Below are 14150 nucleotides of genomic sequence, written 5' to 3' on the forward strand. Positions count from 1 at the left end.
GACAGCCCATCTAAGAGGGAACGCATCCATGGCCGAAGTTAAAAGCGACATTGAGATTGCGCGTGGAGCGTCGAAGAAGCCGATCCAGGAGGTTGGTGCGAAGATCGGGATACCGTCTGACGATCTTCTTCCCTATGGGCACGACAAGGCGAAGGTCTCGGCTTCGTTCATCAAGTCGGTGCAGGATAAGGAGAACGGCAGGCTGATCCTCGTGACGGCGATCAACCCGACGCCGGCCGGCGAAGGCAAGACCACGACCACGGTGGGTCTGGGCGACGGGCTCAATCGCATCGGCAAGAAGGCGGTGGTGTGCATCCGCGAGGCATCGCTGGGTCCGAACTTCGGCATGAAGGGCGGGGCCGCCGGCGGCGGCTATGCGCAGGTCGTGCCGATGGACGACATGAACCTGCACTTCACCGGCGACTTCCACGCCATCACCTCAGCCCACAACCTTCTGTCGGCGCTGATTGACAACCACATCTACTGGGGCAACGAGCTTGCCATCGACACCCGCCGCGTCGCCTGGCGGCGCGTCATGGACATGAACGACCGGGCGCTGCGCCAGATCGTGGTGTCGCTGGGGGGCGTGGCCAACGGCTATCCGCGCGAGGCCGGCTTCGACATCACCGTGGCCTCGGAAGTCATGGCCATCCTGTGCCTGGCGCGCGACCTGAAGGATCTGGAACAGCGGCTGGGCGACATCATCATCGCCTACCGCCGTGACAAGACCCCGGTCTTCGCCCGTGACCTCAAGGCGCACCGGCCGATGGCGGTGCTGCTCAAGGATGCCATCCAGCCCAATCTGGTGCAGACGCTGGAGAACAACCCCGCCTTCGTGCATGGCGGCCCCTTCGCCAACATCGCCCATGGCTGCAACTCGGTGATGGCGACCTCCACCGCACTGAAGCTCGCCGACTATGTGGTGACGGAGGCCGGCTTCGGCGCCGATCTCGGCGCAGAGAAGTTCTTCGACATCAAGTGCCGCAAGGCCGGCCTGAAGCCGGCGGCCGCCGTGATCGTGGCCACTGTGCGGGCGCTGAAGATGAATGGCGGGGTGAAGAAGGAAGACCTCGGCGCGGAGAATGTCGAGGCGGTGAAGAAGGGCTGCGCCAATCTCGGCCGCCACATCGAGAACGTGAAGCAGTTCGGGGTGCCGGCGGTGGTGGGCATCAACCATTTCCATTCCGACACCGAGGCCGAGATCCAGGCGGTGAAGGATTATGTCGCCTCGATGGGCGAGGAGGCGATCCTGTGCCGGCACTGGGCACAGGGCTCGGCCGGCATCGAGGAGCTGGCGCACAAGGTGGTTCAGCTTGCTGAATCGGGCGCGGCGCAGTTCGCGCCGCTCTATCCCGACGAGCTTGGGCTGTTCGACAAGATCGACACCATCGTCAAGCGCATCTATCGCGGCTCGGAGGCGACCGCCGACAAGAGCGTGCGCGATCAGCTGAAGCAGTGGGAGGCGCAGGGCTACGGCCATCTGCCGGTGTGCATGGCCAAGACGCAGTATTCGTTCTCGACCGATCCGAACCTGCGCGGTGCGCCGACGGGCCACAGCGTTCCGGTGCGCGAGGTTCGCCTCTCGGCCGGCGCCGGCTTCGTCGTGGCCATCTGCGGCGAGATCATGACCATGCCCGGCCTGCCCTCAAAGCCATCATCCGAGAACATCTATCTCAACGACAATGGCGATATCGAAGGGCTCAGCTGAGAGCGGAGAAGATTCCCCGATTCCGCCCTCGCAGGTTCATGTTCCGGACAACATCAAAACAGCTTGCCGCCCTTGCCGAAGGCGGCTATTGAAGTGCCCATGAATATGCGTTCCTCGAGCTCTGCGTGGTGGTGGGCCTGCTGACAGCGGCCTTCTGAACGCGTGCGCGCGAAAATGAATGGTGGCCGCAACGGATGTCCGGGCGGCCATTTTACATTTCAGCCTCCAGGTCCGTTGCCAGAAGTCAAAAACGGAGACGGCAATGACGGTGGAAATTCTCGATAACGGAGCGGAACGCTTTATCACCTCGGGGGGGATTGAGATTACCCGCCAGCGCCATGACCGGCCCTATGCCGGCGCGATCGAAACCTACATCGACGGGCTGGATTCACGTCGCGGCGCCGTCTTTTCCTCCAACTATGAATATCCCGGTCGCTATACACGCTGGGACACCGCCATCATCGATCCGCCAGTGGTCATTTCCGCTCGCAACCGTTCCATGCGCATTGAGGCGCTCAACGAGCGCGGCACAGCCCTGCTGCCGACACTTCACGCCGCTCTTGCCGGTCTGGCCGAAGTTCACATCACGGAAGTGACCGGTGCACTCATCCTGCTTGAGGTAAACAAGCCGGACCGCATATTCACCGAGGAAGAGCGCAGCCGCGCGCCCTCCGTCTTCACCGTTCTGCGCGCCATCACCGCCCTCTTCCACACCGCGGACGACAGCAATCTCGGCCTCTACGGCGCCTTCGGCTACGATCTCGCCTTCCAGTTCGATCCGGTGGACTACAAGCTGAAGCGCGCGGACAGCCAGCGCGACCTCGTGCTGTTCCTGCCCGACGAGATCCTCGTCGTCGACCACTATTCGGCGAAGGCGTGGACCGACCGCTATGACTATGCGGGCAAGGATTTTTCCACCGAGGGCCTGGCGCGCGCGACTCCGGCCGCCCCCTTCACCCCGTCGGACCGCACACCGCCTCGCGGCGACCACAAGCCCGGCGAATATGCGGCGCTGGTGCGCAGCGCCATGGCGAGCTTCAAGCGCGGCGACCTGTTCGAGGTGGTGCCCGGCCAGACCTTCTACGAGCGTTGCGAAAGTGCGCCTTCCGACATCGCACGCCGCCTGAAGACGACCAATCCCTCGCCCTATTCCTTCTTCATCAATCTCGGCGAAGGCGAATACCTGATCGGCGCATCGCCGGAAATGTTCGTACGGGTCAACGGCCGCCGGGTCGAGACATGCCCGATCTCCGGCACCATAAAGCGCGGTGAGGACGCGATCTCCGATTCGGAGCAGATCCTGAAACTGCTCAACTCCAAGAAGGACGAGAGCGAGCTGACCATGTGCTCGGATGTCGACCGCAACGACAAGAGCCGGGTGTGCGAGCCGGGCTCGGTACGCGTGATCGGACGGCGCCAGATCGAGATGTATTCGCGTCTCATCCACACCGTCGACCATATCGAGGGCCGCCTGCGCGAGGGTATGGATGCCTTTGATGCCTTTCTCAGCCACGCTTGGGCCGTCACTGTCACCGGGGCGCCGAAATTGTGGGCTATGCGTTTCATCGAGAACAACGAGAAAAGCCCCCGCGCCTGGTATGGCGGGGCCATCGGCATGGTGCATTTCAACGGCGATCTCAATACCGGCTTGACGCTCCGCACCATCCGCATCAATGACGGCATTGCCGAAGTGCGCGCCGGCGCGACACTTCTGTTCGATTCCGTCCCTGAGGACGAAGAAGCCGAAACCGAATTGAAGGCCTCCGCCATGCTTTCCGCCATCCGTGACGCCAGGGCCGGCAACAGCGCCGCTGTCGAACGGGCCACCGCCCGCGTCGGTGAGGGGCTGAACATATTGCTGGTCGACCATGAAGACAGCTTCGTCCACACGCTGGCGAACTACTTCCGCCAGACCGGCGCGAACGTCTCCACCGTGCGCACGCCGGTAGCCGATTCGGTGTTCGACGAGCTGAAGCCGGATCTGGTGGTTCTGTCGCCCGGTCCGGGTACGCCCAGGGACTTCGACTGCGCAGCCACCATCGGCAAGGCGCGCCAGCGCAAGCTGCCGATCTTCGGCGTCTGCCTGGGGTTGCAGGCGCTTGCCGAAGCCTATGGCGGAGAATTGCGCCAGCTTGCCGTTCCGATGCACGGCAAACCGTCGCGCATTCGCGTGTCGAAGCAAGGCATCATCTTCTCCGGCCTGCCAAAGGAAGTCACAGTCGGCCGGTACCACTCCATCTTTGCCGATCCCGCCCGCCTTCCCCGCGAATTCGAGGTGACGGCCACCAGCGAGGACGGCACCATCATGGCTTTCGAGCACCAGAAGGAGCCGGTTGCGGCCGTCCAGTTCCATCCCGAATCGATCATGACGCTGGGCGGCGACGCCGGCATGCGCATCATCGAGAACATCGTCGTTCACCTGCCCCGCAAGGCGCGGGAAAAGATGGCCTGACTTTGATGGAAATGGACCAGGTGCATCAGGATCGGAATTCATCGAAGCGCAGGGTGCAGATCCTTGCCGTCTGGTCGATCCTGATCGCCCTCGGTGTCATGGGGCTGAAATTCCTCGCCTGGCGCATGACCGGCTCCGTGGCGCTCTATTCTGATGCGCTGGAATCCATCGTCAATCTCATCACCGCAGGCGCGGCCCTGTGGGCCATCCGCGTCAGCCACAAGCCGGCAGACAGCGACCATCCCTTCGGGCATCACAAGGCCGAATATTTCTCGGCCGTGCTCGAAGGTGTACTGATCGTGGTGGCGGCGCTGCTGATCATGGCTCAGGTCTGGGACACGATCCAGGCTCCGCAGGCCATGGAACAGCCATGGGAGGGCATGGCCATCAATGGTTTTGCCGCTCTCATCAATTGCATATGGGCGACGGTCCTGATCCGCTCGGGCCGCCGCGCCAGATCGCCCGCTCTGGTTGCCGATGGCCAGCACATCATGACCGACGTCGTAACCTCGGCGGGTGTCATCATCGGCCTTGTCGCCGCCGTGTTTACCGGCTGGCATGTGCTCGACCCGCTGCTGGCCCTGATCGTCGCCGTGAACATCCTCTATCAGGGCTGGAAGGTGATGGGCGAATCCCTGAACGGCCTCATGGACCGCAGCGTCGACATCGAAGATCAGATGCGCATCCGGGATATCATCTCGGTCAACTCCAGGGGCGCGCTGGAAGTCCACGATCTCAAGACCCGCATTGCCGGACGCGCCACCTTCATCGAGTTTCACATGGTGGTGGATTCCGACATGCCTGTCGGCGAAGCGCACATCATCTGTGACCGGATCGAAGACGCGCTGAAAGCCGATAACCCTTCCGTGCGCGTAACAATTCACGTCGAACCGGATGATGAAGCCAAGCTGCCAAAGGGCAGCGTGGCGGTTCCCTTCGCCTGAATCACTTCCTCAGCCGGAACCCGCAGAGCCTTGTAAAGATTCATGGTTGCGCATTCGCGCGATCTGAATCACCCTGCATATGTGGTGGCGGCTTGTAAGCAGGCAGACAGGGAGGTTGCTCATGTATGGGCTGATCGGAAAATTGCGCGCAGCGCCGGGCAAGCGCGACGAGCTTCTGGAGCTCATCCTGAAAACCGCCAGCGCTCTGCCGGGCTGCCTCAGCTATGTGGTTTCCCGCGACCCGGCCGACTCTTCGGCTCTTTGGGTGACAGAGGTGTGGGCCGACGCCGAGAGCCATCAGGCTTCGCTGCAACTTCCCCACGTTCAGGAAACCATTGCCAGGGCCCGCCCTCTGGTTTCGGGCTTTGAGTTTCAAGTCGAGACAGAACCGGCCGGAGGCATTGGCCTTCCCTGATCAGCCTTTGTGCCTTCGCGGCATTTCGTGTTTTGCAGGTTCGCTTTCGCTGAATTTGATTCTATCAGGGATGCGCTGATCCGATCGGATCGGCGATTTGCGCAGGCACCGGCCGATGGCTGCGCCCTCAATCCTTTCTGCAAAGCCAGTCCATGGATCAGACAAGCCAAAAGCCTCAGGAGCAACAGACCGGATCGCGCCTGTCGCATGCTTCGCCGCCTCTCCAGTGGGCTCTGCTCTTCGCCCTTTCTGCCTCGGTGGTGGTGCTGCTCGAACTCGCCAGTGTTCCCGCCCCCCTGCTGATCGGACCGATGCTGGCCGGCATCGTGATCGGCGTGAGCGGCACCACGGTGCGCGTACCAACCCCTGCCTTCGGCCTCGCGCAGGGTGTGATTGGCTGTCTCATCGCCAACTCCGTATCCGCTGACATTCTTGGCCTTTTCTACGCAAGCTGGCCTCTAATCCTCGGCGCGGTTGTGGCCACGCTTGCCGCGTCAGGCTTTCTCGGATGGCTGATCAGCCGGCTGCGCATACTGCCGGGAACCACGGCACTGTGGGGATCTGCCCCCGGTGCGGCAGCGGTGATGGTGCTGATGGCGGGCTCCTTCGGTGCTGATCAGCGCCTTGTCGCTGTCATGCAGTATTTGCGTGTCATCATCATTTCCATATCCGCTTCTCTGATTGCCGGGCTGTGGATCGATACGACCCGGATCGACGTGCCGGACATCATCTGGTTTCCGCCGCTGCAAACCGGCTTGCTGATCACCCTGGCCGTGGCGATCGGTGGAGCCAGCCTCGGCAAGATGCTGCGGCTGCCCTCGCCGTTTTTTCTTGGGGCGATGTTCATCGGCATGGCGCTGCATCTCGGCACCGGCCTGGAATTCGATCTGCCGCCATGGCTGCTGGGCATGAGCTACGCGATGATCGGCTGGCACATCGGGCTTGGCTTCACCCGACCTGCCCTTCACCATGCCATGCGCGCCCTGCCCCAGATCCTCGGCTCGATCGCTGCCTTGTTGATATTCTGCGCCGGGCTCGGCTGGCTCATGAGCCGGATGCTGGGCATCGATCCGATGACGGCCTATCTCGCAACCAGCCCCGGCGCCATGGAAACGATTGCCATCATCGCAGCTGCCACCGACAAGGTTGATCTGTCATTTGTGATGGCCATGCAAACATCCCGCTTCATGATCGTGCTGCTGATCGGGCCACCCATAGCGAGGCTGTTTGCACGCAGGATGGTCACCTGAAGCCTCGGCTCATGTTACCCCGATCAAGCGCTCAGCCATTGCATGGCAGGCTGGAATGGACGGAAAGTTCTGCCCGTGTCTTGCCTCTGAGGGACGGCTCCTGTAAGAGAGCCTCCATGACCAAGCGCCCTGCATCCGCTTCCAACCGCTCGACCGGCTTCTCCGGCGAGACGTTGCGCGCGCTTGCCTCCACTCTCCTTCTTCTCGGCCTTATCGGCGATCGCCGGGTTCGCTGAAGGAGCGCCCGGCGGTCGATACCGCCGCCCGGCATGATGCTCCTTGGCAAACCTGTACCCTACGACCGATTTTTATTAAGGCACCGCCGATCCGATGACAGCCATTTCTGTGGCAGGTCGGTGGAAACCGGAGAAGATGACGATGAACGCAAAGCAACCCGTTGCCACCAGTTCCAGCCGCAAGGGCATGCCGGACGCGGCACAGAAATACCATCCTTTCCCCGCACCGGACATGTCAGCCCGAACCTGGCCCTCGAAGCGCATCGAGAAGGCGCCGATCTGGTGCTCGGTGGATTTGCGCGACGGCAATCAGGCGCTGGTCGACCCGATGGGTCAGGACCGCAAGGCCCGCATGTTCCAGTTGCTGCTCGACATGGGCTTCCCGGAAATCGAGATCGGCTTCCCTTCCGCCTCGCAGACCGATTTCGACTTCTGCCGCTGGGCGATCGAAGAAGGCAATGTGCCGAATGATGTCGATCTGCAGGTGCTGGTGCAGTGCCGGCCGGAACTGATCACCCGCACGTTCGAGGCACTCGAAGGCGCCAACACGCCGATCATCCACTTCTACAATTCAACCAGCGAATTGCAGCGTCGCGTCGTCTTCGCGAAGGATGTCGGCGGCATCAAGCAGATTGCCACCGACGCCGCAAAGATGATCATGGACATGGCTGCAAAGGCCGGTGGCGGCTATCGTTTCCAGTATTCGCCGGAAAGCTTCACCGGCACCGAGCTCGAAGTGGCTCTGGAAATCTGCAATGCGGTCACGGAAATCGTCAATCCGACCCCGGACAACAGGCTGATCCTCAACCTGCCTTCGACCGTTGAGATGAACACGCCCAATGTCTACGCGGACCAGATCGAATGGATGTGTCGCAACCTCGATCGGCGCGACAGCCTGATCATCTCGCTGCATCCGCACAATGACCGTGGCACCGGCATCGCCGCCACCGAGCTCGGCCTGATGGCAGGCGCGGACCGCGTCGAAGGCACCTTGTTCGGCAATGGCGAGCGCACCGGCAATGTCGATGTGGTGACGCTGGCGCTCAATATGTACACGCAGGGCGTGGATCCGCAGCTCGACTGCACCGACATCAACCGGATGAAGGACGTCTACGAATACTCCAACCAGCTCAGGATCGCCGAGCGCCACCCCTATGTCGGCGAGCTGGTTTACACGGCCTTCTCCGGTTCGCATCAGGATGCCATCAACAAAGGCATGATTGCCCTGAAGAAGGCCAATTCGCCTGTGTGGGAAGTGCCCTATCTGCCGATCGACCCGCAGGATGTCGGCCGCTCCTACGAGGCGATCATCCGCATCAACTCGCAGTCGGGCAAGGGCGGCATCGCCTACATCATGCAGACCGACTACGGCATCAATCTGCCGCGCAACCTGCAGGTGGAATTCCGCGAGGTCATTCAGGAAATCACCGACGAGGAAGGCAAGGAGCTGCCCTCACGCCGCATCCACGATGAATTCCAGCGCATCTATGTCGAGCAGCCGGCAGGTCGGATGAAGTTTGTCGACCATCACACGTTCCCCGACAGCACCGTGAAGGGCCGCCGTATTCTCGAAGCCACGATCATCGACAACGGCAGGGAGACGAAGATCGAAGGCGTCGGCACCGGTCCGATCGACGGCTTCGTCGATGCGCTCTCGCGCCATATCGGCGTGCCGATGTCGGTGCTCGACTATTCCGAGCACTCGCTCCAGAGCGGTTCCAACGCCTCCGCCATCTCCTATGTCGAGATCGAGCATCCGGGCGGACGGCTGTTCGGCGTCGGCATCAACACCAATATCGTTGCCGCGTCACTCGAAGCGATCGTATCGGCAGCAAATCGAATCGTAGCCGGTAAGTAATTGTTAACCACCGGGCCGGTTGCCCCGCGCAACCGGCCCTTCAGCCTGTTGGCTTTCCGCGCCGGCGCTTGTCCCCCGGGAGCGGAACTCTATATGATCGACCTTCCTGCCGATCCGAGGAGAGGTTCGACATTTGCAGCCCACCACGCCTGCTGCCCCCGCAGTGCGCACGACACTGGAACGCGTTCTCGCCAGCAACACGTTCAGCCGGTCCGAGCGCGCCCGCGACCTCCTCAGATATCTTGTTGAACGCGAACAGGCGGGTCAGGCCGACCGCCTGAAGGGCTACGCCATTGCCGTGGATGTCTTCGGCAAGGATACGGAATTCGACCCGTCCACCGATGCGGTGGTGCGTGTGCAGGCCGGACGGCTTCGTGATCTTCTCCAGCAATATTTCGCCACCGAAGGAGCATCCGATCCGCTTCAGATCGTCATTCCGCGCGGAAGCTACATTCCCAGCTACGTCGAAAATCAAACGGGGGAAGGCTCCGGCGACGAGCCCATTGCATCGGAACCATCACATGAGGTGAAATCTCCAGCGGTTGCTGCAACCCGCTCCTTCTCCCTGCATATCGCATTGATGTGGGCCGCCATCGGCGTCGTGACGCTCATGATGGCAATGCTGTTTCTGCGCCAGACAGACCTGTCGGGTTTTATCGAAAACTCCCGCACGGGCAGCATCGCGGGACAGGGCCCGGACGCTCTGCCCGTGATTTACATTGAGGCCAGCGCGGACACTCCCGAGCAGGTTTCCATGCTGGCGACACTTCGCAGCGGTCTTTCAGGTTTCGATACGCTCGATTTCATCGGCCGCGATTTTCAGGGAACTCCCGACCCCGTCGCCAATGCCACGAGTTTTGCTTTCAAGATAACCTCGGGGCACCAGCAGGGCAGCGTCACGGTCGAGCTGCAGAACATCGGCAACGGCCGCGTGCTTCACTCGCGCACTTTCTCTCCGCAGGAACTGTCGCCCGAACGCATCGAAGACAGCGTTGCCGCGTTGCTCAGCACCACCAACACCGCCTCCGGAATCATATACGCCTATATCGAACAGGCCGGCGTTCAGGCAGGCCTCACCAAATGCCTGCTTCTCAATGACGACTATTACCAGGATCCGAGAGAGCAGACGCACAGGGCCGCCTACAGCTGCTTTGAGAAACTCATCGAGCAGGGAGGCAAGTCGCCGCTGATCTATTCGGAAATGGCGGTCCTTGATCTCCAGACAGTTACCAGCGGATACAGCTACCCCGCAGATGCATCGCGGGAACGGGCTTTGTCCATGGGTCGAAAAGCGGTGCAGATGGGCGCCACCAGCTCCTATGCACACCGCGCCTATGGCTATCTCAACTCGCGCCTCGGAAACACCGAGGAATCCATACACTGGATGCGGAAGGCTTATGAGCTGAACACCTATGATCTGTCGATGGCGGCTGCCTATGCCTACGTCCTGATCTTCGCAGGCGAATATGCGGCCGCGACCCCGATCATGGCGCGCGCCGTCGACGGGTCGAGCGCCCGGCCGGCCTGGTGGGACTTTGGACTGTTCCTCTCCTATTTCATGCAGGGCGACATGGATAAGGCGGCCAATGCCGCCGCGGGGCTGAATCCGGCGTCCGAACGTTCGCATTATCTCGTGGCACGACTGATCGCCGCCCATCACACAGGAGATGTGAGGACACGCGATCAGTTGCTGACCACGCTGAAGGACAGGTTCCCCTACTTCTCCGCGAAACCGAGGCGTGTGCTGGAAGAGAGGAAATATCCGCCGGATATGGTGGACAAGCTGCTTGGCGCGCTGCAGGCCGCCGGTCTCGGCGACGCCCGCTGATGCTCATCTGAAAAGACGCATTCCGCTCTTTCGCCACAATTGATATTGCTGATACGCTGATCGGGTACTGGATGTCCGGAAACAGCTTCGGTTTCCAGTGCTGCAACCGGATGCGGGCGGGCAGACGATGGCGGGCAACAGCAAAGAAATCGCGTCATCACCGGATGGCGCCCCCTCGGCGCTGGCATCTGCCATCCGCGAGGTGAAGAACAATCTTGCCGACCGCGATGACGTGGTGATCGACATGCGCGATGCGCAGCATGCGCGCCTCGAACTCCTCGCCACCGAACTGGCTCCCGTATTCGCTGAAGTTCCGAACGACATCGAAATTTTCGATTTCGCCCTTTCGTCCGGCTTGCAGCCCCGGCTGTGGATCGACGCCGTGGCCCACATCGCCATGGGTCGCGACCGGCGCACCTATCGCTTCCTGCGCGACACCCGCCTCGGACGGATCGTCCTGGCTGAATCCACCGAGATAAAACCCGTTGCGGATCAGGTGACGCGCTATATCGCCGAACGCATCGTCGAGCGGCAGCGCATGCTTGACGCTGGCGGTCAGCTGTACGCCACCCCTTCCCAGCCCGAAACCCCGGCAGAAGAACCGCAGGCAAAGGCCGGACACCGAAGCCAGCGACGGGAAGCCTTTCGTTCCGCCCTCGCCTTCATTGCCGCCGGCGCGCTCACGGGTGTGCTTTTATCGCTGGTGCTGTTCTGGGATCACATCAGGCAGATCGCTCTGCGCTTTTAACCGAAATAACCTTTTCACCCGGCCTGGCCACAAGATCACGAACTTCGAGATCGGCAGGAGGCAAAGTCGCCCCTTCCAGACCGCGCCGCGTCAGCTTCAGGTTCCATCCGGTTCCATCAGCGGCGATGTCGATCTGATTATACTGCGCGGGCGCATGCTTGCCGCCGGGTGCCTGTCCCGCCGCGGCCACGCCCACAACGGGAACCGGGCCGTTGGCGCCATCGAGGAAGTTCAGCGACGGGTCGTGGGAGTGACCGTGCAGGACGAGTTCTGCCCCATGACGCTTCATGATCCTGCCAAACCGCCCGATGCCAAACAGCCGTTTATGCTGAGGCACGGCGTTGCGCACTGGCGGATGGTGGATCATCACCACCCGGCACAAACCTCTGGCCGCTGTTTCGTCCAGGAGAGCGGCCAGACGCCGCCCCTGCCCTTCCCGCAGATAGCCATTGGCCATGAAGGGCGCTGTGGCACGGGCGGAAGACACACCGATCAGCGCGATATCTCCACGTATCCGCAAATAGGGAAAGTCGCGGTGATCTCGCGGCCCGGCATGATGATCCCCGCTGATCTCATCCCCGCTCATCCATGGCGCCCATTCGCGGCAGACCTTGGCGAAGGCTCCCGGCACATAGGCGTCGTGGTTGCCGGGCACCACCGAGACGTCGCGGGGTTCGCCCAGCGTTTCAAGCCATTGACGGGCCATCCTGATTTCGCCGTCCAGCGCCAGATTGACCAGATCACCGGTGACCGCGATATGATCGGCTCCACTCGCCCTGACATCTGCGACAATCGTGTCGATAACCGAGTCATGCATGTGACGCCGGCGATTTCTCTGCCAGTTGATGTAGCCGACCGCCCGCTTGGAGGCGAGTTCGCGATAGGTTACATCGGGGAGCGGACCGAGATGAGCGTCGGACAGATGCGCAAGCCTGAACATGGCCGTCTTCATAAGCGAGGTGAGCGGCTCTTTCCACTCGCCGCCCGTCAAAAAAACTCACAGGAAACGGAAAGTGAAATGAACAGTTCCGATCCGCCCGCCGTTTCGCATGAAAACAAACGTCCCAGCCTGACGACGCGGCTGTTTCATTTCTATTTCCTGCTGCGGCGTCCGATGACGCTGGGTGTGCGCGGTCTCGTCCATGACCCTCAGGCGCGCACCGTTCTGCTCGTGCGCCACACCTATGTTCCCGGCTGGCAGCTGCCCGGCGGCGGCGTGGAAGTGGGCGAGACGATGCTGGAAGCGCTGGAGCGTGAACTTTCCGAAGAAGCCAACATCGTCATGTCGGGCCCGCCGGCCCTGATGTCGATGCACTTCAACCGCCGGTCCAGCCGGCGTGACCACGTTGGCCTTTATCTCATCGAGAACTTCAGCCAGACATCGTCAAAACTGCCCGACCGGGAAATAGCCGAGGCTGGCTTCTTCGCGCTCGACGCGCTTCCGGAAGAAACGACACCGGCCACCCGCAAGCGGCTTTCCGAAGTGTTCGCTGGCGAGACAGCTTCACCCTATTGGTGAGCCCGTGTCTCAAAGCGGTCCCGATCATGCGGGGCCGCAAAATCCACGTCCGGCCCCAGCGGCACGATGCCAGTCGGATTTATCGTCTTGTGGCTTCCGTAATAGTGCCACTTGATGTGGTGCAGATCGACGGTGCCTGCCACAGCCGGAACCTGAAACAGGTCACGCACATAATTTGACAGGTTGGGATAATCGGCGATGCGCTGCCGGTTGCATTTGAAATGGCCGACATAGACCGGATCGAAGCGCACAAGCGTGGTAAAAAGTCGCCAGTCGGCTTCGGTAATGCCCGCACCTGTCAGGTAACGCTGTCGCGACAGCCTGTCCTCCAGCGTGTCCAGCATGGCGAACAATTCGCCATAAGCTTCCTCGTACGCCTCCTGCGTGGTGGCGAAACCTGCACGATAAACGCCGTTGTTTACTGCCGGATAGATGGCATCGTTGAGAGCGTCGATCTCATTCCGCAAAGCCTTGGGATAAAAATCCACGCCCGCATCGCCCCATTCGTCAAAAGCGGAATTGAGCATGCGAATGATTTCCGCCGATTCATTGCTGACAATGGTCTGCTCCTGCTTGTCCCACAGAACCGGCACCGTTACCCGGCCGGAATAAGCAGGATCGGCGCGGGTGTAGATCTGGTGGAGAAATTCCAGCCCGTAAAGCGTGTCGCCGGTCGCCCCATCACGCTTGCGGAAGGTCCAGCCATCCTCGCCCATGAAATGATCGACCACGGAAACCGGGACCACCTTCTCAAGCTTCTTCAGCGCCCGGAAGATCAGTGTGCGGTGCGCCCACGGGCAGGCCAGCGACACATAGAGATGATAGCGGCCGGGTTCGGCCCTGAAGCCACGCTCCCGTCCCGGAGCGGGCAGGCCATCGGCTGTGATCCAGTCGCGCCATTGCGACTGCGAGCGCACGAACCGGCCGCCGCTCGCGCTGGTATCGTACCAGTTGTCTTCCCATTTTCCGTCGACAAGCAAACCCATCACAATTCCTTTCCGGTCAGGTTCGCATATAGGGCGGCCGTCGGTTGAAGGCACCATTGTGAACGGGAAACACAGCGTCAACCAATGCACACCGGCACAAGGCCGATTGCAGCCGCCGGCGTTTGATGCTAGCGGAACTTTCATGTTGGATTTCTTTGCAGCCATCCGGTTCGACCGACGACGAAAGGACGCCCGCGCCTGAGCGC

At 61.5% G+C, this 14150-nt stretch carries 11 protein-coding genes; 9 read left to right on the plus strand and 2 right to left on the minus strand.

Going from position 1 to position 14150, the window contains the following annotated elements:
* The first annotated feature begins 28 nt into the window (after window positions 1-28).
* From MIC97_RS06325 to MIC97_RS06360, 8 genes are all read left to right on the plus strand, one after another.
* Window positions 29-1708: a formate--tetrahydrofolate ligase gene (locus MIC97_RS06325; protein ID WP_239799323.1), complete on the plus strand. Its 1680-nt coding sequence runs from the start codon at window positions 29-31 to the stop codon at window positions 1706-1708.
* Between the two features lie 262 nt (window positions 1709-1970).
* Entirely contained in the window at window positions 1971-4160 is a 2190-nt protein-coding gene (locus MIC97_RS06330) for an anthranilate synthase (RefSeq protein ID WP_239799324.1), read from the plus strand.
* A gap of 11 nt (window positions 4161-4171) precedes the next feature.
* Entirely contained in the window at window positions 4172-5104 is a 933-nt protein-coding gene (locus tag MIC97_RS06335; protein ID WP_239801050.1) for a cation diffusion facilitator family transporter, read from the plus strand.
* Window positions 5105-5225: 121 nt separating this feature from the next.
* Complete coding sequence (locus MIC97_RS06340; RefSeq protein ID WP_239799325.1) at window positions 5226-5519, plus strand: putative quinol monooxygenase; 294 nt, start codon at window positions 5226-5228, stop codon at window positions 5517-5519.
* Between the two features lie 152 nt (window positions 5520-5671).
* Window positions 5672-6769, plus strand: coding sequence for an AbrB family transcriptional regulator (locus MIC97_RS06345; RefSeq protein WP_239799326.1), 1098 nt, complete (start codon window positions 5672-5674; stop codon window positions 6767-6769).
* Window positions 6770-7147: 378 nt separating this feature from the next.
* Window positions 7148-8863: a 2-isopropylmalate synthase gene (gene leuA, locus MIC97_RS06350; protein ID WP_239799327.1), complete on the plus strand. Its 1716-nt coding sequence runs from the start codon at window positions 7148-7150 to the stop codon at window positions 8861-8863.
* 133 nt (window positions 8864-8996) lie between these two features.
* Window positions 8997-10691, plus strand: a complete 1695-nt coding sequence (locus MIC97_RS06355; protein ID WP_239799328.1) for a hypothetical protein — start codon at window positions 8997-8999, stop codon at window positions 10689-10691.
* A 127-nt stretch (window positions 10692-10818) separates the two neighbouring features.
* Complete coding sequence (locus MIC97_RS06360) at window positions 10819-11439, plus strand: hypothetical protein (protein WP_239799329.1); 621 nt, start codon at window positions 10819-10821, stop codon at window positions 11437-11439.
* On the opposite strand, the gene MIC97_RS06365 is transcribed toward MIC97_RS06360, so the two are convergent.
* Window positions 11414-12379, minus strand: coding sequence for a metallophosphoesterase (locus MIC97_RS06365; protein ID WP_239799330.1), 966 nt, complete (start codon window positions 12377-12379; stop codon window positions 11414-11416). The genes MIC97_RS06360 and MIC97_RS06365 overlap by 26 nt on opposite strands.
* A gap of 78 nt (window positions 12380-12457) precedes the next feature.
* On the opposite strand from MIC97_RS06365, the gene MIC97_RS06370 reads away from it, so the two are divergent.
* Window positions 12458-12958: an NUDIX domain-containing protein gene (locus MIC97_RS06370; RefSeq protein ID WP_239799331.1), complete on the plus strand. Its 501-nt coding sequence runs from the start codon at window positions 12458-12460 to the stop codon at window positions 12956-12958.
* Here the strand turns inward: MIC97_RS06370 and MIC97_RS06375 are convergent.
* The gene (locus tag MIC97_RS06375) at window positions 12949-13944 is read right to left on the minus strand and encodes a glutathione S-transferase family protein (RefSeq protein ID WP_239799332.1); all 996 of its coding nucleotides are present in this window, start codon (window positions 13942-13944) and stop codon (window positions 12949-12951) included. The two genes, MIC97_RS06370 and MIC97_RS06375, sit on opposite strands and share 10 nt — an antisense overlap.
* Between the last annotated feature and the right edge of the window lie 206 nt (window positions 13945-14150).

Source organism: Aquamicrobium sp. NLF2-7, from assembly GCF_022359935.1.
Classification (GTDB): domain Bacteria; phylum Pseudomonadota; class Alphaproteobacteria; order Rhizobiales; family Rhizobiaceae; genus Mesorhizobium; species Mesorhizobium lusatiense.

Excerpts from the sequence above, each read along its gene's own strand:
- MIC97_RS06365 (WP_239799330.1), bottom strand. The coding sequence starts at position 12,379 with ATGTTCAGGCTTGCGCATCTGTCCGACGCTCATCTCGGTCCGCTCCCC.
- MIC97_RS06325 (WP_239799323.1), top strand. The coding sequence starts at position 29 with ATGGCCGAAGTTAAAAGCGACATTGAGATTGCGCGTGGAGCGTCGAAG.
- MIC97_RS06370 (WP_239799331.1), top strand. The coding sequence starts at position 12,458 with ATGAACAGTTCCGATCCGCCCGCCGTTTCGCATGAAAACAAACGTCCC.
- MIC97_RS06330 (WP_239799324.1), top strand. The coding sequence starts at position 1,971 with ATGACGGTGGAAATTCTCGATAACGGAGCGGAACGCTTTATCACCTCG.
- MIC97_RS06335 (WP_239801050.1), top strand. The coding sequence starts at position 4,172 with ATGGACCAGGTGCATCAGGATCGGAATTCATCGAAGCGCAGGGTGCAG.
- MIC97_RS06345 (WP_239799326.1), top strand. The coding sequence starts at position 5,672 with ATGGATCAGACAAGCCAAAAGCCTCAGGAGCAACAGACCGGATCGCGC.
- MIC97_RS06360 (WP_239799329.1), top strand. The coding sequence starts at position 10,819 with ATGGCGGGCAACAGCAAAGAAATCGCGTCATCACCGGATGGCGCCCCC.
- MIC97_RS06375 (WP_239799332.1), bottom strand. The coding sequence starts at position 13,944 with ATGGGTTTGCTTGTCGACGGAAAATGGGAAGACAACTGGTACGATACC.
- leuA (WP_239799327.1), top strand. The coding sequence starts at position 7,148 with ATGAACGCAAAGCAACCCGTTGCCACCAGTTCCAGCCGCAAGGGCATG.
- MIC97_RS06340 (WP_239799325.1), top strand. The coding sequence starts at position 5,226 with ATGTATGGGCTGATCGGAAAATTGCGCGCAGCGCCGGGCAAGCGCGAC.